This window comes from Alkalicoccus halolimnae (genome assembly GCF_008014775.2).
Taxonomy (GTDB): domain Bacteria; phylum Bacillota; class Bacilli; order Bacillales; family Salisediminibacteriaceae; genus Alkalicoccus; species Alkalicoccus halolimnae.
Window position 1 is genome coordinate 908,346 of sequence record NZ_CP144914.1, and the last position, 21,251, is coordinate 929,596.

Here is a 21,251-nt window from a genome sequence, read left to right on the forward strand (position 1 = left end):
GACACAAGTTTATGACATACTATTTGGCGCTGGCCTGATGTAATAATTGGTCAGCAAAGGTTATCAATGAACTTGCTAATATTATGGGTAATATTAATGCTTCTCATTAGTAACGTTAGAGTGGGCTGGCATAATTCTTTGCACTACCCAGTGATGAAACGTGCGATAAGTAATAACAGTTGAAAAAGTCAACATTTCATCCTTAAAGGATTACTCTTCAATTTCTCGTGTTTCTTATCATAAGAACCACTAAAGTAGAGAAAAAAGAAGAAATAAATACCAAACTTGAGGTGTTTTCATGCTAAATAACAACATAAGATATCAACAATCAATTGCAGCAGAGTTTAACTCAATTAAAGACAGAGTGAGATTTTTTATAGAAGATAGTCATTGGGGTGAAGACGGTAGATATAAAGAACTTATTTTAATGAATTATTTAAAGAAAGTTTTGCCTGATAATGTATCAGTTGGTACTGGCTTTGTTAAAAATTCTAGAAATATCTTAACACATCAAATTGATATTATCATATACAAGAAGAATGATCCCAAGCTTTTTTCAGCTGATGATTTTGTAATATTAATGCCTGAGAGCGTATTAGGGATAATTGAGGTAAAATCAAAATTAACCCCTGGAGTATTGACTAACAGCAAAACTTTTAACAATAGGGATAAATTATCTACAATTGAGAAATGTCATAAGAATGGTGAAGTTATCGGTAATAAGAATATTTTCAATGGAATTTTCTCTTATGAGAAAAGGATGAGTTTTAATGGAAAGATACGCTCAAATAAATTTGTTGAACAACTAAAAGAAAACTACAGTTTTATTAATAATATTTGTTTTGATGATAATACATTTATGCGCTATTGGAATGAAGGAAATCCACAGGATGAACATGATAAAAGAAAGTGTTATAGCTTTTATAACCTGTCGTTCCAGAATATCTTTAACTATGAAGGGCCAGGTCTAGCTTATGGATATTTTGTTTCAAATTTATTAGAATCAATCTACAGTCAGGTTGCTCCACATGTATTAAATGATCAATATTTCGAATTTCTATACCCATTAGAAAATACAAAAGAATCATATAGGTTGGATGATTGTGAAATAAAAATAGACTAGTGGACATGGTAAATAAACGACTTATATTTATTTGTAATTGCTTTTTTGGATAGGCAGGACCCCCTTTAGGTTATCATTATTGAGGTTTAGGACTACTAAAAACTTACTTAAAAATAATGAAGGGAATCGATATAATAACTTTGTTTCATTTCGGGCAAAAGTATGGCAGAATTTCTTTATTATACCCCGATTCGATTGGTTCGTATTATTTTATATCCTAAAGAAGGTTGGTTTGTTGGTGTTTGGATCATATTAATTTAGATCCATCATACATACTCCAACAGGCTTTAAACTGTTGATCATAAAGGATAGGGGACAGAAGTGGACCAAGGGTATTAATAAAAGTTAATATAATAGCATTCGTTACAAGATTTTCGAAAATGTTCATATCAGGACATTCACTTTGACAGAGTAAGGATCGTTTGAGGTCCACGATTTAATGTAAGCACGGTCGCACTTCTGACTGGATATGGTCGGATTCATATCTTATTTGACCTTATAATAGTTTTATGGAAAGATACTGATTATCTATGATGGACATGAAATGTATCAAGTAGTACACAAAAAAATAGGCACCAATAATTTGAAATATTGTATATGATAACTATGTCATATGAAATGGACTGGGCAACGCCTTTCTTTGGTGTCACCATTTTAGAAAAAAGTTTAAAAGTTTTTTTAGAGAAGGAATAACAGTGAAATAAAAAAGTGTACTAGGAGCAAAATTAAGTTGTTGCCGAATTGTTGACGAAACTCGCCAGCAACGATCAAATTTAATCCTAATTAAACCTTAATTGATCAAATTAGAAACTTAAGAATTGTCATATCATAGTGTTTTATATAGAATAAAATACAATATCATATCGATTCCACCTTCGGGGAAGGGTGATTAATTCATCTTATGGCTCATTTTTTTTAATCTATCAACCCATCCAAGTGAAGTGACTTAAAATTGACATACTTTTTGACATACTTTTACTCACTTTTGATTATAACCTTATATATTCAATAAAGTAGATTAGCATAACTTCGCTTATAACCAGAATTGGTTTGAACACTATTATTCATTATTTATCATAAGGAATTCATGGGCGGCATGATGTAATAAAAGTTCTTAGCCCTTGATTTAAAAGAGATATGAGCTTCATCATCTGCTTGAACTACCGAAAAGACGACAAATTATAACTTTATAGGTTTTGAGAGAAGTCTTCCATCAAGTTGCTGAACTTAGTGGAGGCCTCTTTTTTCATTTCTTTTGTAGTGTATAAATAGTTTTTTGATTGTATAATATCTTCACGTAACTCAGAAACTAAAAGGGAGAGCTAACTAAATAACTACTGAGTCACCTGCTATTATACTCAATCCCTTAAAAAGCCGACCTATAAATAATTGCACTCCACAAAAAAATATACTAAACTGAGAGGAATGAATATTCATTCCGCGATAGGAAGGAGCTTGCCGATGCCGGTATCTACCAGTAAACGGGATCATATTATCCACAGTGCACTGACGTTATTTGCCGAACGGGGATTCGATGCGACAACGATTCCGATGATCGCCAAAGATGCAAACGTGGGCGCCGGGACGATCTACCGCTATTTTGAAAACAAAGAAGTGCTCGTCAATACGCTGTTTCAGCACTATGTGGCCTTGTTCACTGATACATTGGAAAAGGATTATCCGCAGGAACGGAGCATCCGCGAACAGTTTCACCATTTATTCCAGGGGATGGTTCGTTTTACCAATGAACAGGAGCATGCCCTTTATTTTATCAAAACTCATAATGCCGCTTATTTTCTGGACGAGACGAGCCGGGAGTCTTTTGAGCGGCTGCTGATGATCCTCCACAATTTCATCGACGAGGGGAAAAAGAAAAAGCAGATTCGGGATCTTCCTTCCAAAGCGCTGATTGCGATCATCTTCGGCGGTTTTCTGGAGCTTTTCCAGCGGATCCGTGCAGGGGAGATTGAAGAGTCCGGGGAACTGCTGACAGGAGTCGAAGAGAGCTGCTGGGATGCGGTGCGTCATCATTGATGATGGGTGCCGTATTCTTCATCTATAAAAGGAATGAATATTCATTCCGCCATTCTGTATTTTTAAAAAGAGGTGTTTATTAATGAAAACTTTGGAAAAACTTCCACAGCCGAAAGCATATGGGCCGCTCGGGAATCTGCCGGGCATTGATAAAGAAAAACCGATACAGTCGTTTATGAAGCATGCCCGGGAACTGGGGCCGATCTATCAGTTTCAATTTCCGGGACGCATCAGCACCTTCGTCTCCAGTGCCCGGTTTGCGGCGGAAATCTGTGACGAGACGCGCTTTGATAAAAAGGTTGGACCTGCGCTTCAAAAAGTGCGCGCTTTCGGCGGCGACGGGCTGTTTACAAGTGAAACAGACGAACCGAACTGGCAGAAGGCGCACAATATCCTGCTTCCGAGTTTCAGCCAGCAGGCGATGAAAGGCTACCACAATAAAATGGTCGATATTGCTTCCCAGCTGATCCAGAAATGGGCCCGCCTGAATCCGAACGAAGAAGTGCAGGTTCCGGATGATATGACACGGCTCACGCTCGATACGATCGGCTTGTGCGGATTCAACTATCGTTTCAACAGCTTCTACCGGGAAGATTCCCATCCATTTGTAGCAAAGATGGTAAGGGCGCTCGATGAATCGATGAACCAGACGCAGCGGCTCGATATCCAGGATAAGCTGATGGTCCGTTCCCGGAAGCAGTACAACGACGATATTGAGTACATGTTTAATCTTGTCGATCAATTAATCGAAGAACGGAAACAGGCGGGGGATCAGGGAGAAGACGATCTGCTCGGGCATATGCTGAAAGGAAAAGATCCGGAAACCGGGGAAGCCCTCGATGACGAGAACATCCGCTTCCAGATTATTACGTTTCTGATTGCCGGCCATGAAACGACGAGCGGTCTTCTTTCGTTTGCGATATATTTCTTAATGAAAGATCCGGAGAAATTACAGAAAGCCCAAAAAGAAGTGGATGACGTGTTTGGAGACGAAATTCCTTCGTATAAACAGGTGAAACAGCTGAAGTACGTGCGGATGGTCTTAAATGAAGCGCTGCGCTTATGGCCGACGGCACCGGCTTTTTCAGTGTCGGCCAAAGAAGATACAACATTGGACGGGGAGTATGAAGTGTCAGAGGGGGATACGTTCACCCTTCTTTTACCGGAGCTGCACCGCGATGCGTCCGTCTGGGGAGATGATGCCGAAATGTTTAAACCGGAGCGGTTTGAAGATCCGGCAGCTATTCCGCACCATGCGTATAAACCGTTCGGCAACGGACAGCGGGCGTGTATCGGGCAGCAGTTTGCCCTTCATGAAGCGGTGCTTGTTCTCGGCATGGTGCTGCAGCACTTTGAACTGGAAGATCATACAAAGTACGAGCTGGATGTGAAAGAAACGCTCACGTTTAAGCCGGACGGATTAACGATGAAAGTGAAGTCGAGAAAAGAAGCGGGGCTGTTCCAGGCGCCGGCAACCGAAGAAAAGCAGGAAACTTCTGCAGCAGCCCAGACGGCACCGGTCATCGAGTCCCACGGCACGCCGCTGCAAGTCCTCTATGGATCCAACCTGGGAACGGCGGAAGGGACCGCCCGGGAGCTCGCAGAAACCGCAACATATCAGGGGTTTGAAGTGACTGCTGCTCCGTTGGACGATTTTGCCGGAAACATGCCGAAAGAAGGAGCTGTCCTGATTGTATCGGCTTCTTATAACGGGCACCCGCCCGATAACGCGGCTTCTTTTACAGATTGGCTGGCTTCTGCTGAAGAGGAAGAGCTCGACGGGGTGGCCTACGCCGTCTTCGGCTGTGGCGACCGCAACTGGGCAAACACTTATCAGCGCATCCCGGCTCTGATCGATGAAGAACTGGAAGCGAAAGGGGCTTCCAGACTCCTGGAGAGGGGAGAAGGAGACGCGAGTGACGACTTCGACGGCGATTTCGAAAAGTGGCAGGAGCGTTTATGGCCGGGTCTGGCAGATCGTTTTAACCTCGATCTGGAAAAAAGGGAGCCTTCGTCAGGCCGTGTTTCCATGGAATTCGTCAGTGGAGTCAGCTATACGCCGGTTGCCCGGACCTACAATGCCTTCACCGCCGTTGTAAAGGAAAACCGGGAGCTGATAAACGACGCGGAGCGCAGTACCCGTCACATTGACGTGCAGCTGCCTGCAGGTGTTACCTACAAGGAAGGGGATCATCTCGGAGTACTTCCGGAAAATGGAGCAGCCCTTGTAAACCGGGTACTGAACCGGTTTGAAATCGATGGGGAAGAGCATGTCGTTTTAGGAGCGGGCAGCGGACGGGCAAACCACCTGCCGGCCGATCATCCCGTTCCGCTTGCGAAGCTCCTGTCCTCCTATGTGGAGCTGCAGGAACCGGCCACCCGGGCCCAGATTCGTGAGCTCGCTGCCAGCAACCCGTGCCCGCCTCACAAAATGGAGCTCGAACAGCTCACTGAAGATGAGACCTATAAACAAGAGATTCTCGAGAAGCGGAAGACGATGCTCGAGCTGCTGGAAGCGTATCCGTCCTGTGAGATGGCGTTCGAAAGCTTTCTATCGCTGCTGCCGTCGCTGAAAGTCCGTTATTATTCGATTTCCAGCTCTCCGCGCGTGGATGAACACCAAACGAGCATTACGGTGAGCGTCATCCGCGGAGAGGCGTGGAGCGGCATCGGGGAATATAAGGGCGTCGCGTCCAACTATCTTGCTTCCCGAGAGGAGGGAGCGAAAATTGCCTGCTTTATCCGCACGCCCCAATCGGGATTCCAGCTGCCGGAAGACCCGGAAACACCGATGATTCTCGTCGGACCGGGGACAGGGATCGCCCCTTTCCGGGGATTTATCCAGGCCCGCCGCGTCATGCAGCAGGAAGGTAAAACACTGGGCAGTGCTCACCTGTACTTCGGCTGCCGCCATCCGGAAGAGGACTTTTTATACGAAAAAGAACTGAAGGAGGCTCAAACTCAGGGACTCGTTGACCTTCATTGTGCCTTCTCCAGGCAGGACAGCGAAGAAAAAGTATATGTCCAGCATCTGATGAAAGAAAATGCACCGGCGATCCTTTCCCTGCTGGCGAAGGGAGGTCATCTGTACATCTGCGGCGATGGCAGCAGGATGGCTCCGGAAGTGACGGAAACGCTCCTCTCCTGCTATCAGGACCACTACCAGACAGACCGCGAAGAAGCCGCTGCATGGCTGGAAGGACTGGAACAATCCGGCCGTTTTGCAAAGGATGTCTGGTCTGCCTCATAATAAACGGTCGCAGGAGACAGAACAGCAAAACTCGAAAAGAAATAGTTGAATAAGAAAAGTCCGCAGACGATGGGTAACCCCATCAATCTGCGGACTTTTTTTGCAGCAATATTTTAAAACTCTTCGTAAACGGCGGGATCCTGATTATTCATTCTCCCATCCGCCCTGGTTAACTTCAGAATCTCCTTCATTTGCGAATCGGTCAGGGAGAAATCAAAAATAGAGATGTTTTCAACCTGTCTTTTTGGATTTGCCGATTTCGGAATGGAAACAGCTCCGAGCTGATAATGCCAGCGTAAAATTACCTGGGAGATGGTTTTGCTGTGATTTTGTGCAATCTGCTGCAGCGTCTCGTTTTCCAGCACGTCCTTTACCCGGACGAGAGGACTCCAGGACTGCGTAACAATTCCGTTTTCTTCATGCCATTTTCGTTGGCTCTCCTGGTTGAAGAACGGATGCAGTTCCACCTGGTTGAGGCCCGGTTTTACTCCTGTTTCTTTTTCCAGACGCTCGAGATGTTCCGGCAGAAAATTGCAGACCCCGATGGAGCGGATCAGTCCCCGCCTTTTCGCTTCGATCAACGCCTGCCAGGCCTCTACGTACTGATCCTGTTTCGGATTCGGCCAGTGGATTAAATACAGGTCATAATAATCGAGGCGCGCCCTGTACAATGATTCTTCCACGGTTACTAAAGCCTGGTCATACTCCTGGTACCGCCCGGGCAGCTTGGAAGCAATGCGTAATTCCTCTCTCGGGACAGAAACACGTCTGACCGCTTCGCCTACGGTACCTTCGTTTTCATAGTTGTAGGCGGAATCGAGCAGCCGGTAGCCTGCATGATCGACAGCGTGCTGAATCGCTTCTGCACCTGCATTTCCTTTAAGTTTGTACGTGCCCAGTCCCATAACCGGCAGTGTCAGACCGTCATGGAGGGTTATTTCTGGAATGAATCTGCTCATCATTACCTCTCCTTTCTCGAACACTCTGAGGTTACCATAAGTTTGAAGAATTTTCTAATAATTGAGGTATCATTTTAGGTTTTCGAGAAATGATTGGTGAAGAATGATACTTTTTAAATTTAAGGCTCTGTAAAAGCTCCGTGTTGTTATTGGATTGCCTGCGGCTCTTTTTTCTTCGCTTGCCGCGGAGAAAGCCCTCAGCTCTCCCACCCTTGCGTCCGGGAGGATCTTCCCGCTTTCTTTTTCCACAGGCGTCTTGAAAAATCGCCTTGGCACTTGTTTTCACCTTGGTCCCTTCTTGATTCAAACAGCGGGCTTTCTGTATTGGGAAATCAAAACGAAGCGGAAACGTGCCCGTGGAAGAAGGAGATTGGAAGATCCCGCAGGGCGTAAGCCTGAGGAAGCTGGAAATCTCCTTCACGGCAGGCCTGCCGGGTTGAAGCGAAGTTTTCTTATATATCAACAACAGCTTTAACAGAGCTAAATTTAAAGATTAATATAAAAGATTTTATTTCTTCGTCTTCGTCACGAGTAAGGGAGTTTTTGTTGATGCTAAACGATCGAAAGAAGGCGGAGCTACCCTCCAAAAAATATTCTCGATAAATAAATCACTACAGAAACGGTCAAAGCGCTGAACAGCGTGGAAAAGAGGACCACTTGGGAAGCGTATTCCGGGTGGATCTTATACTCCTGCGCAATGACGGCACTGTTGACGGAGGTTGGCATCGCAGAAGCAATGAACATGGCCTGCGCCATCACTCCCTCTACCGGAAGCAGCCAGATAATCAGGAGTGCCACAGCCGGTCCGATGATAAGTCTGGAACCGATGCTCCAGTAAATCGAAGCAAGATATGTAGTGATTTTAAACTGAGCTACCTGCGCGCCGAGGGTAACAAGGGCCATCGCGATCATCGCATCCCCTACATAGTTCGCGGGAACCCAGATAAACTCCGGTATACCTACGTTCCAGTAATTCAGTACCACTCCGAGAAGCATCGCGTACAGCACCGGCATTTTAAAATAGCCGACTGCTGCATTCCAGCGCCCGATATTCGCAGCCTGGAGAGAGAAAATCCCGTAGGAAAACAGGAAGATATTCTGGAAGGTAAGGATAATCACCTGAATGGACATCGCGAACGGATCGCCGCGGAACACAAGGTCATTTACCGGTACGCCGTAGTTGCCGGAATTAAAAAACATCAGACTGTTTGTAAAGGTCGTCTTTTTCTCTTTTTTCAGCCCAAGCGCACGTCCGAGACCTTCTCCAAGAAAATATAGCAGAAGGCAGTAGAGGAAGAAGAACAGCAGCACATACCCGAACAGCGAGGCGGCGATTTCGGTCTCATACAGCTGAACAAAAATAAAGCCGGGAACGAGAAAATAGATATTCAATTTAGCCAGCGTCTGCAAATCCATCTGAAACTTGATCTGCATTACATAGCCTAAAGTCATGATTACAAATATAGGCAGGATAATCGTTTGAAAAATGGCCGCAAAATCTCCCAAGAACGTTCCTCCTTACTGTAAAGCGGCGGTCGACCACCGCTGTACGAACGATATCAAGCCTTGTCGTTCTCCTGTCTTCCAAAATAGTAGAGTCACCAGCCGATTCGTTCCTACGATTTATAACTATATTCAGGCGTATAAGTAAGCGGGCCTTCCAGGGCTGGAATGAGGGAAACCACCGGGAAAAGGTTCCAATCTTGCCGCCCGGCAACGAGAACTGTTTAAGGAAGTTCTGGCCTATCACACCCCGGCTGAGATCGGCTTTCCTGCCCGCTATAACTGAACTTTGAAGCTTGCCCGTGCTTTGCATTGAAAGGGAATGGAGAAAGGCGTCTCGAAGCTGCTTCATTCTCTGGGATTAAGCCATATGCGACCGACGCATGCCCTTCAGGAGGATTCGGAAAAGTAAAAAGCATTTGCGGACGAAACTTTCCGATTGAAAAACTGAGGGAAGGCGTGTGGAAGTGGCTGAATGAGAGTGTCATTCCCAACGTTTTTTCGCTAGTGTACAGAAGGTCATATTACCCGTACGTGGATTTTCCACCGATGTGCAGGAACGCCGCGAAGTTCCCAGCAATAGACATTGCTTACGATTTTAATTAATTAGTTCAACTTATAAAATGTCTACAGACGATAAAAGAATCGCCTGGGGACTTTTATCTGTTTTAAGATTTCTTCAGAGAAAAAGAAAAACTTTTTCTTTCTCCCGTTAAAACGTAAAAAAAGATAGACAGATTCCTTTAATCTTAGGAAACTGATTTTTTAGAAAGGAAAATACAACTTTTTGCAAAGCACCGGCGATTTTTCGTAATGGCTTATTTTCAGTTTATAGTTTCAGCTCTATAAAGCGGTGGTAAAGTCATGGGATAAAGATAACCACGAGGAGCCGGTTTATGAATATATTGATGTTTGTGTTATTTATAGTTTCAGCTGTAGCTTCGTATTATATTGCTGTACAGTTAGCCTCCTATGGAGACGGGGTAAAAGAAAAGACGAGAGCTTCAACAGCGTTCGTTGGCATATTGATCGGGGTAGCTATTTCACTGCCTGAACTGACGGCCAGCGGAACTGCTATCATTATTGACAGTCCAGACTTAGCGATCGGAAATTTGCTAGGCAGCAATCTGTTCAATATCCTGGCATTGGCTTTGCTGGATATTCATTACCGACGCCAGCAGATTATGGAGCATACCAACGTGGAAAGTAAATTGTACAGCTATTTATTGATTCTGATGACGATGGTTGTCATGTTGTCTCTCACGCTGACCCTTCCGGAAGGGATCTATCATATCGGTTATACTTCTGTCGTGCTGGTACTACTATATTTTGGCGGAATAAAATGGATCAACAGCCGTTCTGAAGAAAAAATTAAGAGGAGATCCAGGGAAAACCTGCGTTTTGAAGATCATTCTAAAAACCAGGTGTTACAACGTTTTATCATTTTCGGTTTATTGATCATGGTTGCCGGCTCTATTTTGACCATTTCAGCTGATCAGATTGCTCAAATTACCGGTTTAGGAACTTCGTTTATTGGTTCCATTCTTGTAGGTGCAAGCACGTCTTTACCTGACGCTGTCAGTGTCGCCACTGTATTGAAGTTGGGTAATTATAACATGGCAGTCAGTTCAATGCTTGGAAGCAGCGCCTTTAACATTATGCTGCTTTCTTTCACAGATGGGATTTACTTTGGTAATAATTTATTCGAGCACGCCGGATCTATGCATATAGTCACCGGTGCTGGGACTATAATAGCAGTACTGCTCGTATTATACAGCATAGCAAGGAATAAAAAGCGTTCTGCATTTGTCTATGTGCTGCCCTCTCTGTTAATCGTCGGTGTCTATGTAACTTCCACAGTGCTCATGTTCCTAATAAGATAGAGAATGTTTTCAAAGAAACGTTTGAATGAGATTATAATAGAGCTGTTTTTTGCATAAATAGTTCTAATTAAGTTCCTAGTTGAATTAATTTCATAAGTCGCTATAAGAAAGGGATTTCCGAACATGGTGAATGATTTCCACTTCAGACGGACGCTTTCCGCGGGGCTCGTCTTCAACTAATTCTTCCAGTGCTTTACACTGGAAGAATGGATTTTCAAACTTCGCTTCATCCCGCCGGAGCCGCCGTCTGCCGTTTCAATCATCCGATCTATATACGAATAATCACACTATAAATTGATAAAATGTTCGTCAGAATAACTTTAAAAGTATATTTTGAAATTGATTCAGTTATCAAAAATCTATATAGTTTAAAAACAAACAGTACTTCGAACCTCTGCATCTATAGAAGGATCAGCGGTGGAAGTGCTGTTTTTTTATTAAATACTTCATTCTTTTATTAGAGTCTCCATGCAACAACGACATGGGTGGCATTACCGTTACTGACCCTTTTAAAATTCAGCTGTTTGATCAGGTCACTTTTTGAGAAAAGTATCATTTATATAACACTAAGGGAAAAATGTTTTCGGTTGGCCTTTTCCAAACGGTCCTGGATGTTTCGGCAGAAAGTTACAGACGCCAATGTATCAGATGATCCCCGCCTTTTAGCTTTCATCATCGTTTGCCAGGCCCCTTACTGACCCTGCTTTGGGTTCGGCCAGTGGGGTTAAGTACAGGTCATAATAGACGGGATGCACCGACTCAATGGTTTTTAAGCAGTCTGTAAAGCAAGGTAACAGGTCTGATAGCGCCCTTATAGTTTGGAGGTGATGTGTAATTCGTCTCTCGGTACAGAAGAGGATCTCACTTGTTCGCCTATATTTCCTTCGTTTTCGTAGTAGTAAGGGGAATCGAGCAGTCGGTAGCCTGACTGCTCGACAGCGCGATGAATTGCCTTTGCTCCTGCGTGGTCCTTAAGTTTGTAAGTCCGTACTGAACCTCGTCACCGGGAACGTCATGCCATCTTGCAGAGTTATTTCTGGAATGAACGTCCTCATCTTCCCTTGTCTTTTCTTCAATAGGTGGAGAAAAGCAAAATTGAAATAATTTCCTTATAATTAAGCTCTGTTAAAGAGCTGAGGCTTTCTCCGCGGCAGGCGGAGGAGCCGCAGGCCATCCAATAACAACACGGAGCTTTAACAGAGACCCTCATGCAGGATCGCTGCACCAATAGGCATGAAAATATCCTTCTATAGAAAGGGATTTCTCCTCTATACAGACGGAAAGATGGTCAGAAGGGGGCTTCTTTATTTAGAAGGCCGCTCCTGCTCTGTCTTTTTACCGTAAGCTGAAGAGGACATGGGGCGAATCCGGGGCGATGGAGGACGAGCCGAAGATCCATTCCGCACGACCGCAGGGAGGACGGGATTAGCTGAGGCCGGCCCGCCCGGAAAGCGTCCCCATGGAAACGAAAGCGCACGTTCATTGCTTCAATACTTTATTTTCAAGGTAGCCTATAATTAAAATAATCATTGAGATTTTAAAAAAGTTTTATTTTCTGAAAGGTAAGAAAAGTAAAGCTGCCTCTTTGCATAAGCTTGTTGATCGTGTAAAATATATAAGGTTAAGAGGTAAAAAAATTGATGATACACATATATTTTTGATTTCCAGTATAAAATAAGCAGAAATTTTTAGGGGGAAGAGCTGTCCTCTTCTCCACAACGAAAGGATTGAAAAGGGTATATGAAAGAGAATTTTTGGAACGATCTGCCGCGGCCGTTCTTTGTTTTAGCGCCGATGGAAGACGTCACGAATGTGGTTTTCCGCCACGTGGTCGCGGAAGCAGCAAGACCCGACGTGTTTTTTACGGAGTTTACGAACACGGACAGCTACTGTCATCCGGAAGGCATCTACAGTGTGCGGGGGCGTCTGACGTTTACAGAAGATGAACAGCCGATGGTCGCCCACATTTGGGGAGATAAACCCGAGAACTTCCGGGAAATGAGTATCGGCATGGCCGAACAGGGCTTTAAAGGAATCGATCTTAATATGGGCTGTCCGGTGCAGAACGTGGCGGCAAATGGCAAAGGGAGCGGACTGATCCGCTGCCCGGAAAATGCCGCTGACATTATTCAGGCCGCCAAAGCGGGCGGGCTTCCGGTCAGTGTAAAAACAAGGCTCGGCTATACCGACGTGGGCGAGTGGAAGGACTGGCTGGGACACGTATTCAAACAGGACATTGCCAATCTGTCGATTCATCTGCGGACGAAAAAAGAAATGAGCAATGTCGATGCGCACTGGGAGCTGATTCCGGAAATCAAGGCGCTCCGCGATGAGCTCGCGCCTGAGACGCTGCTGACGATCAACGGGGATATACCTGACCGTGAGACGGGCATGGAGCTCGTCAATAAATACGGCGTGGACGGTGTCATGATCGGACGCGGAATTTTTAAGAATCCATTCGCTTTCGAAGAAGCAACACGGGAACACAGCACGGAGGAATTGTTCGACCTCCTAAGGCTGCACCTGGATCTTCATGATAAGTATTCCACGGAAATCGGGCCGATTTTATTCAAACCGCTCCGCCGCTTCTTTAAGATCTATATCCGCGGCATCCGCGGGGGCGGGGAGCTGAGAAATCAGCTGATGATGACGGAGACGACGGACGAAGTGCGCGCTCTGCTCGACAAGTTCGAAGCTGAAGTGAGCGAGAAGGAAAAGGAAAAACAGCTGAACTCCTAAGGGAGGGGAACCGGGCATGCGTCTTTTCCGTCGCTGCTCCGGGCATCTCCTGTTTAAAATATTTTATAAAACTGCCGATAAGTCTTCCACGTGGAGAGGCTTATCGGCAGTTTTTTAATGAAATAATACAAAAACGTGGCGTGATATATCTTTTTAATTGGATCCGCACACCTTAAGATGATTTTTCTAGTGCTTACAAATATTAGTTGAATATTCTGACTATTATCTTTATACTATGAATGAAATATAAGAAGGGGAGGGTTCTATGAAAAGTCTAATCAAAATCATTACTGTTGTTTTGCTTGTCAGCTTTTTTGTCAGCCTGCTGGCATCTCCTGCTGCTTTTGCCAAAAATGATAATGCCAAAGAGTCACTTGTGGCAGTGGGGGACTCGATTCCGTTTGGCTACAACCTCGGGCAGACGAATCAAAATCCCGCAAAAGCCAGTTATCCTTATTTAATCGGCAAACTAAGTGATTTACGAGTCCGTAATCTAGGTGTGCCGGGATGGCAGTCGGATCAGTTATTGACTGCCGTAGAAACCAGTCAAAAATACAGACAGGCTGTCAACCACTCGGATTATGTCGCTGTGACCATCGGAAGTAATGATTTATTGGAAATTCTGCGGGCTGCAGCGGCAGAAAGCGGCGGAGATCAGATTCTATTCCAACAATTACTGCAGCAAAAGCTGAACGATAGTGATGTTTTCAGCAATATTGAAGAGACAGTCCGGGAAATCCGCTCGCTGACAGACTCGCCAATCGTTTTATACAATGTTTATAACCCTTTCCAATTAAGTGATCCGTTCCATCATGTCGCAGATGCTTTTCTTCCACAGGTCAACGCTGCATTCACAGGACTGGCCTTCTCTTACGACGATGTCTACCTGGGCGATGCCTACGGAGCATTCGGCAGCGATCAAGCCACCTACGTCCTGCCTGGAGACATCCATCCGACCGAAGCTGGACAGGCTAAACTTGCTGAAATCGGCTTGGAAGCATTCGGACTCTATTAAGCAAATAAATTCAAAAAGAAGCAGCGATGTGTGAAAACGCTGCTTCTTTTATTAAAGCTGTGTTTGTGGCTCTTACGTCAATTTGGTGATATTAAGCTATATTTTCCACTATATCTAAATTGAACTAATTATCTCAAACTGCTTATGTCTGTTACTGCGGCTTTTTAAGAGAAAAAGCAGACTATAAATGATAAAGAACAGGAAAGATCCCTTTATATAAAAGGAATGAATAATGATCAAACGGGATCTTCGTTATTAGAAGGCAGATCCTGGTCTGTATTTCTTACCGTAAGCTGTAGTGAAGATGGGGCGACTCCGAGGCGATGAAGGACGAGCCGAAGATCCATTCCGTCCGACGGAAAGGAGGACGGAATTAGCTGAGGCCGGCCCGCCCGGAAAGCGTCCCCATGGAAACGAAAGCGCACGTCTATCGCTTATCTACTTTATTTTCAAGGCAGCCTTTATTAAAGACCTACTGCATCCACGGCATGCGTCGCATCAGCGTTACTAAAGCCTTCAAATTCTAATTGTTCAATCAGGCCGGATCTTGAAAAAGAAGTGTAATCGAGATAATTCTGAGCCGAAAGAACGGCCTGTTCTCTCCAGTCGACATCGATGTTTTCTACGGCGTACGAAGCATCGCTGTTACTAAATCCTTCAAACTCCAGCTGTTGGACCAATCCACTTTTCGAAAAAGCAGTATAGTTTATATAACTTTCCGCTGACAGGACGGCCTGGGCTCTCCAGTCAACATCGATGTTTTCTACCGCGTACGCAGCATCCCCATTATCAAACCCCTCAAACTCTAACTGATCGATTAGTCCACTTTTTGAAAAAGCAGTATAATTTAAATAATCCTCCGCCATTCTTACTGCTTGTTGCTGGGATGTAGTTGCCCCGTCATCTGCTTCTTCGGCTTCTTCACGGGCAGCCTCTTCCTCGGCCTCACGTTCGGCTTCCTCACGGGCAGCTTCTTCTTCGGCCTCGCGTTCGGCTTCCTCGCGGGCAGCCTCTTCTTCAGCTTCACGTTCGGCTTCCTCGCGGGCAGCCTCTTCCTCAGCTTCGCGTTCCGCTTCTTCACGGGCAGCCTCTTCTTCAGCTTCACGTTCGGCTTCCTCGCGGGCAGCCTCTTCCTCAGCTTCGCGTTCCGCTTCTTCACGGGCAGCTTCTTCCTCAGCTTCGCGTTCGGCTTCTTCACGGGCAGCCTCTTCCTCAGCTTCGCGTTCGGCTTCCTCGCGGGCAGCTTCTTCTTCAGCTTCGCGTTCCGCTTCTTCACGGGCAGCTTCTTCCTCAGCTTCGCGTTCGGCTTCCTCGCGGGCAGCCTCTTCCTCGGCCTCACGTTCGGCTTCCTCACGGGCAGCTTCTTCTTCGGCTTCACGTTCGGCTTCCTCACGGGCAGCTTCTTCTTCAGCTTCACGTTCTGCTTCTTCGCGGGCAGCCTCTTCCTCTGCTTCCACCTCTTGATCCGGCGCTTCCTCAACTTCTGTTTCCTTGTCATCCGCAGCAATTTCTTCGGAAGGATCTGCAGTTACGCCCGTTAAAATGACAAATACAACGACAGCAGACCCGAAATACATTGCAACCTTTTTTCTGTTTCTTTCGCTCTCTGGAATCCACCTTAATACAAGACCCGGTTTAATCAAGCCTACTAAAAGGGCTAAACCAGAAACAAGAAATAACAGTACAAACAAATTATCCATATTCTTCCGACCCCCTAGTCATTTTTAAGTGTCCATTTATACTTATTATTCCATAAATAAGGTAATAAGGCGATATATTTATGTATTTACCGCATGACTAAATTACCGTTCAAAGATGAGGTGTTTGAAGCGATCGTTGACCCGGTAAAAATCGGCAATTACTGGTTTTCGTCCAGTTTGGAAAGGTGGGGAGAAGGCAGGGCGGTTACACTGAGGTATGAGGAATACGACGCAGAAGGAGTTATATATGTACTGGAAGTAGAAGAAAGGAAGAAAATCGTATTCTCCTGGGGCTCCGAACACGGGGATGAAACGGTTGTGACGATTAGATTCAATGAGCTGGACGACAGGAGTACGATTATTGAAGTAACAGAAACGGGATTGAAAGAGGAAGACCCGGACCTGGTAAGCAAAATGATGGGGCAGAAGGAAGGCAGGGGCTATACGCTGAAGTGTTTAAAAGCTTATCTGGAATCCGGTATTACCAGTCTGAGGGCATCCTTAATCCATTAGCATAAAAAATTATGTTCATATTAATCGTTACCTGCTTCAGCAATATGGGGGGAGTGGTTAATAATAAATTAGCCCTTCATACGTGAGTGCCTGAATCAGCTGGAAATGAAAAGCAGCACCTTGTTCCACCCGTTCGAGGCATGGAATAGAGTAATACAAGCAGTACAGGCCATGCGCTGTACTGTTTTTTTATTGATGGAGTAAAAAGTCAGTGGTAGATTTAAAGAACCAATTGCTGGCAACGAATGTGGTAAAATTCTTTTAAGAAAGTTTCGAGCTCGAGAAGGAACTGCTTTTGTGAGGGGGGGAAATTATGAAACGGAATGTGTTATACAGCATATTGATTGCTGCTTTTATTATAGCTGCCGGCTTCTCGGTATATTTCTACCAGCAGGCACAGGCGGAGGATGCAAAAATAGCTGCGCGAGTGAATTCAGGGGAAGAGATTCCGCAGTATCACTTTACGTTAATAGGGGAAGAAGTGAATCACGACTACTGGCGTTTCGTGGAAGAGGGGGCTAAGACGGCAGAAGAAGATTACGATGTGTTTGTGGAATATAAAGGACCGGAGCGTTCTAATCCGGAAGAGCAGCTTAAACTGCTTGATATGGCAGTTCAGTCGAAAGTGGACGGTATCATTGTGCAGGCGTTGAATGAGCAGTTTCCTCCGCTTATAAATCAGGCAGTCGAAAAAGGTATCCCTGTCATTACAATAGATACTAATTCGTCCGATAACATGGCTCACACCTACATAGGAACGGACAATTACATGGCTGGGCAGCTAGCAGGAGAGGCGCTGGTGGAAGATACAGACGGAGAAGCTGTCGTCGGGGTGCTCTCGGGCAGCTTTGATAATTCTCTGCATGAGCAGCGCGTAAAAGGCTTTACCGATATTGTGGAGCAGGAAGAGGGGATTGAAGTAGCAGCGGTGGAAGAATCAAATATTTCGCGGGTAGATGTGGAGGAAGAAGCTTATAATATGCTCACTGCAAACGAAAACATTACCGCTTTCTATGGCACAAGTTCCTACAACGGAGTAGGGATCGTAGCTGCAGCAAGGTCTCTGGAAAAAGAAGAGGATATGTATGTGATTACGTTTGATGCGATCGATGAAAACATAGAATTACTGGAGAACGGCGGAATTCATGCGATTGTGGACCAGCAGCCTTTTGAAATGGGATACGAGAGTGTGGAGAAAATGTTATCCATTATTGAAGGGAATACAGTGGAAGATGATTATCATACAGACGTAACGATCATAAGGAACGCGGATTTACCTGTCGGAACAAATCGGGAGGATGAGACCTCATGATTAAAATCCGCACAAAACTGCTTATATATTTTGCGTTTATCCTGGTGTTATTGATCCTGTTGTTTTTCATCAGGGAAGAAAGCAATGAGAGAGTGATGGAACTCTACAATGAGAATGTTGATAATTTCTTTCTTTTAAACGAAATCACCAGAGAAACAGACGAGACGGTTCAGTCCCTGCAAATTTTTGTGCAGGAACCGTTACTTGAGAATCTGCAAAACTATCAGGAAGATAAAGAAGAACTTCTTCAGCTGCAGCAGACCTTCAGAGAAAACGAAAACGGAGGTATTTCCGAGAAGAACGTCCTGCATATGATCACAAGCTTTGTGGATCAAACAGAACAGACGGTGGAAGGAGTGGAAAATCAGAATATCCAGGAATACTCCCAGCATTTAAATGATGCGGAGACGACCTCGGAATATATTCACGAAACAACGCTGGATATTATCAACACTGAACTTACAAACTACCAGGAACTATCTTTGTTGATCGATGAAAAAGTAGAGAATACACAGAAAATGGGTCTCACCATCCTTACAGCAATTATCATATTAAGTATATTATTTGCACTCTGGTTTTCAAATGGTATCACTCGTACAATTGGACGATTAACAAAAGCCGCTCAGGAAATATCCGCCGGTAGTTATACAGGAGAGGATGTTGTCGTTTCAAGGAAAGATGAACTCTGGTTTTTGACTAACACTTTTAATGAAATGAAAAGAAATATTCTCGAGTCAGTAAATGATATTGAAGAAAAAGCCAGGCTGGCCCAGTTATTAAAAGAAATGGAATTAAAAAGCCTGCAGAATCAAATCAATCCCCACTTTTTATTCAATACGTTAAATACGATTTCGAAAACATCTTATATCGAAGGCGCGGAAAGGACAAGCGACTTGATTTCTTCTGTGTCTGCCCTATTTCGTTATAATATCGGCAGCCTGGACCGGGAGACGACGATCAAAGATGAAGTGAATATTATCCAGGAGTATTTTTTCATCCAAAAAGCACGCTTCCGTGACCGGGTGGAGTATATTGAAAATATTGACTCTGATTGTCTATCAGAGCCGCTTCCCTGCTTAACGCTTCAGCCAATTGTTGAAAACGCGTTTATTCACGGAATTGAAAGCATGGCTCAGGGAGCTGAAATTCAACTGCATATCTATCAGGAAGACGAAATGGTGTGTATAGATGTCATCGACAATGGGGTGGGAATGAATGAGGAAACGATAAACCGGTTGTTGGAGATAGAAGAGAAACCGGAAGCTGCTTCCTCAGCAAATGGAGCGGGTCACTCTACGGGAATTGGCATGAAAAACGTCAAGGAGCGTCTCCAATTATTTGATAAAGGCAGTGTATTTACGATTTCGTCACGTGTGGGAGAAGGTACAAAAGTCAGTATCCGTTTACACAAAAAATAAAACAGGAGGATCAGACGTGGTAAAAGTAATGCTTGTAGATGATGAGCCGATTGAAAGAGAAGGTATCAGTTTCATCCTTCATAAAAACCGGTCGAATTTTCAAGTGGTAGCGGAAGCCGGAAATGGAAAGGAAGCGGTGGAAGGTGCCCTTGTCTGGAAGCCGGATTTAATCTTCATGGATATCAAAATGCCTGAATTTGACGGGATTGAAGCGATTAGACAAATTACAGCCCGGCTTCCCGAAACAAAGTTTATAATGGTTTCAGCTTTTGATACGTTTGATTATGCACGAGAGGCGATGAAGTTTGGCATAAAAGAATATTTATTAAAACCGAGTAAGGTAAGCGACGTATTACAAGCCTTCGACCGCATGGTGGAAGAACTGGAAAGTGAAAAGCAGCGGGAGTGGGATACAGAGCAAATGAATCGTCGACTCGAAAGAGCCCATTCTTTCGTAGAAAGAGACTTTATTGTTTCTCTTATTATGGATCATGTTCACGAATTTGAGCATGGAGAATGGAAGGAACTGCTGGGTTTGGAACTTGATGATAAAAAAGGATTCGCAGCGGTGTTTTCATTTGAATCCGACGACCTTCATCCCGATCGCGAAGAAAAAAGCAGCTGGTATAAAATCCTGAAGAACGTGTTGCAGGAAGAGCATCCTGACTGTTTTACAGGGCCGTTAACCGGGTTTCAAGTTCCGGTACTCGTATTATTTAAAGACGAGGGACAAGACGACGAAGAAAAACGCCAGGAGTTTGTCCGCAAAATCCTTCATCAAGTACAGAAAAAATTAGAAAAAAGCAGGCTTTATGCCGGAGCGGGATCGGTCGTAACAAATATAAAACAGTTTTCCGACTCCTACAAAGAAGCGATTTACGTCCTGGAGCTGGTTCATAATAATCCAGGGGCTGCTTATTCGGTTTATAATGAAAGGTTGAAAAAGAAGCGAAAAGAAATGATCCCTTTTGAAATTGAAAGGGAACTGGTAGAAGCTGTAAAGAAAGGGGATACAGCCAGAGGGCTTCAGGTGTTTGAAACCTATTTTCAATCGATCATGCAGGCGGCAGACTTTCAGGAAAATCTCGTGCAAAAAGCGATTGAGGATTTTTTCATTGTGTTATCCCGCTCCCTCAATGAACTTGGAGTCGAGCCGGATATTCAGGTCGGGCTGGGGCAGCTGGAGACGACTATGCAGATCAAAGAATCCGCAAAGTCAAAGCTTATAAATATTACCGAACACCTGGGAGAATGGAGAGCGAACGGTATGCGGGCTCTGCTTTTGCAGGCGAAGGAATATGTAGACAGCAACTATCATAAGGCGGTTTCTCTCGAAGAGGCAGCTGAAAAAATAGGAATCAGCTCTTACTATTTAAGTAAATTATTTAAAGAACGGTTTGAGATTACATTCATGGATTATTTGAAAACAACGCGTATTCAAAAGGCAGTTGAATTAATGCGCGACGGAAACATGCCTTTAAAGGAAGTAGCTTTAAATGTAGGATATAAAGATCCAAACTATTTCAGTACCGCTTTTAAAAAAGAAATGGGCATGAGTCCCCGTGAATATCGAAGTAAATATCACAAGTAAAACAGCAATGGAATGTTGCTGTTTTTTTTGTTGTATAAATCCATTTCTTAAGTGATGTTTTCAGATGAATATTTTTAAATTTCCCTCCTATTGTTCACATTCGAAAAGTGAACTGGAGTCTCTTGGGAGAATAAAGCGCCGTCTGAAGATCCAATTTTGTGAAGATTTTTTCGCGAAATTCAGCCGAAGCCAAGCCCTCGGGAAAGCATCC

15 protein-coding genes are annotated in these 21,251 nt (G+C 44.4%); 10 read left to right on the forward strand and 5 right to left on the reverse strand.

Annotated elements, in window-relative coordinates; genetic code table 11:
- Nucleotides 1-298 precede the first annotated feature (298 nt).
- The 3 genes from FTX54_RS04080 to FTX54_RS04090 all read left to right on the forward strand — a co-directional run bounded on the left by FTX54_RS04080 (nucleotide 299) and on the right by FTX54_RS04090 (nucleotide 6,407).
- The gene (locus FTX54_RS04080; protein WP_147803332.1) at nucleotides 299-1,123 is read left to right on the forward strand and encodes a DUF6602 domain-containing protein; all 825 of its coding nucleotides are present in this window, start codon (nucleotides 299-301) and stop codon (nucleotides 1,121-1,123) included.
- Between the two features lie 1,461 nt (nucleotides 1,124-2,584).
- Nucleotides 2,585-3,157 (forward strand): TetR/AcrR family transcriptional regulator, encoded by a 573-nt coding sequence (locus FTX54_RS04085; RefSeq protein ID WP_147803331.1) that lies wholly within the window; start codon nucleotides 2,585-2,587, stop codon nucleotides 3,155-3,157.
- Nucleotides 3,158-3,239: 82 nt separating this feature from the next.
- On the forward strand, nucleotides 3,240-6,407 hold the full coding sequence (locus tag FTX54_RS04090; RefSeq protein WP_147803330.1) for a bifunctional cytochrome P450/NADPH--P450 reductase: 3,168 nt from the start codon (nucleotides 3,240-3,242) through the stop codon (nucleotides 6,405-6,407).
- 113 nt (nucleotides 6,408-6,520) lie between these two features.
- Here FTX54_RS04090 and FTX54_RS04095 read toward each other — a convergent pair whose 3' ends face one another.
- The 3 genes from FTX54_RS04095 to FTX54_RS04105 all read right to left on the reverse strand — a co-directional run bounded on the left by FTX54_RS04095 (nucleotide 6,521) and on the right by FTX54_RS04105 (nucleotide 8,872).
- Nucleotides 6,521-7,366, reverse strand: a complete 846-nt coding sequence (locus FTX54_RS04095) for an aldo/keto reductase (RefSeq protein WP_147803329.1) — start codon at nucleotides 7,364-7,366, stop codon at nucleotides 6,521-6,523.
- Between the two features lie 31 nt (nucleotides 7,367-7,397).
- On the reverse strand, nucleotides 7,398-7,787 hold the full coding sequence (locus FTX54_RS04100) for a hypothetical protein (RefSeq protein ID WP_147803328.1): 390 nt from the start codon (nucleotides 7,785-7,787) through the stop codon (nucleotides 7,398-7,400).
- Between the two features lie 155 nt (nucleotides 7,788-7,942).
- The gene (locus FTX54_RS04105; protein WP_246125591.1) at nucleotides 7,943-8,872 is read right to left on the reverse strand and encodes an AEC family transporter; all 930 of its coding nucleotides are present in this window, start codon (nucleotides 8,870-8,872) and stop codon (nucleotides 7,943-7,945) included.
- An 893-nt stretch (nucleotides 8,873-9,765) separates the two neighbouring features.
- On the opposite strand from FTX54_RS04105, the gene FTX54_RS04110 reads away from it, so the two are divergent.
- The gene (locus FTX54_RS04110; protein ID WP_147803327.1) at nucleotides 9,766-10,752 is read left to right on the forward strand and encodes a sodium:calcium antiporter; all 987 of its coding nucleotides are present in this window, start codon (nucleotides 9,766-9,768) and stop codon (nucleotides 10,750-10,752) included.
- An 811-nt stretch (nucleotides 10,753-11,563) separates the two neighbouring features.
- Here FTX54_RS04110 and FTX54_RS16805 read toward each other — a convergent pair.
- Complete coding sequence (locus FTX54_RS16805) at nucleotides 11,564-11,701, reverse strand: aldo/keto reductase (RefSeq protein ID WP_147803375.1); 138 nt, start codon at nucleotides 11,699-11,701, stop codon at nucleotides 11,564-11,566.
- Between the two features lie 791 nt (nucleotides 11,702-12,492).
- On the opposite strand from FTX54_RS16805, the gene FTX54_RS04115 reads away from it, so the two are divergent.
- Nucleotides 12,493-13,491 (forward strand): tRNA dihydrouridine synthase, encoded by a 999-nt coding sequence (locus FTX54_RS04115; protein WP_147803326.1) that lies wholly within the window; start codon nucleotides 12,493-12,495, stop codon nucleotides 13,489-13,491.
- A 265-nt stretch (nucleotides 13,492-13,756) separates the two neighbouring features.
- Nucleotides 13,757-14,506: an SGNH/GDSL hydrolase family protein gene (locus tag FTX54_RS04120; RefSeq protein WP_147803325.1), complete on the forward strand. Its 750-nt coding sequence runs from the start codon at nucleotides 13,757-13,759 to the stop codon at nucleotides 14,504-14,506.
- Between the two features lie 464 nt (nucleotides 14,507-14,970).
- Here FTX54_RS04120 and FTX54_RS04125 read toward each other — a convergent pair whose 3' ends face one another.
- Entirely contained in the window at nucleotides 14,971-16,206 is a 1,236-nt protein-coding gene (locus tag FTX54_RS04125; RefSeq protein WP_338485443.1) for an Ltp family lipoprotein, read from the reverse strand.
- A 93-nt stretch (nucleotides 16,207-16,299) separates the two neighbouring features.
- On the opposite strand from FTX54_RS04125, the gene FTX54_RS04130 reads away from it, so the two are divergent.
- The 4 genes from FTX54_RS04130 (at nucleotide 16,300) to FTX54_RS04145 (ending at nucleotide 21,040) form a co-directional block, all read left to right on the forward strand.
- Nucleotides 16,300-16,719, forward strand: coding sequence for an SRPBCC domain-containing protein (locus FTX54_RS04130; protein WP_147803322.1), 420 nt, complete (start codon nucleotides 16,300-16,302; stop codon nucleotides 16,717-16,719).
- Nucleotides 16,720-17,032: 313 nt separating this feature from the next.
- Nucleotides 17,033-18,031, forward strand: a complete 999-nt coding sequence (locus FTX54_RS04135; protein ID WP_147803321.1) for a sugar-binding protein — start codon at nucleotides 17,033-17,035, stop codon at nucleotides 18,029-18,031.
- Complete coding sequence (locus FTX54_RS04140; protein ID WP_147803320.1) at nucleotides 18,028-19,449, forward strand: sensor histidine kinase; 1,422 nt, start codon at nucleotides 18,028-18,030, stop codon at nucleotides 19,447-19,449. Before FTX54_RS04135 ends, FTX54_RS04140 begins: the two co-directional genes overlap by 4 nt.
- Nucleotides 19,450-19,465: 16 nt before the next feature.
- A complete protein-coding gene (locus FTX54_RS04145; RefSeq protein WP_147803319.1) occupies nucleotides 19,466-21,040 on the forward strand; it encodes a response regulator in 1,575 nt (524 codons plus the stop codon).
- Nucleotides 21,041-21,251 lie beyond the last annotated feature (211 nt).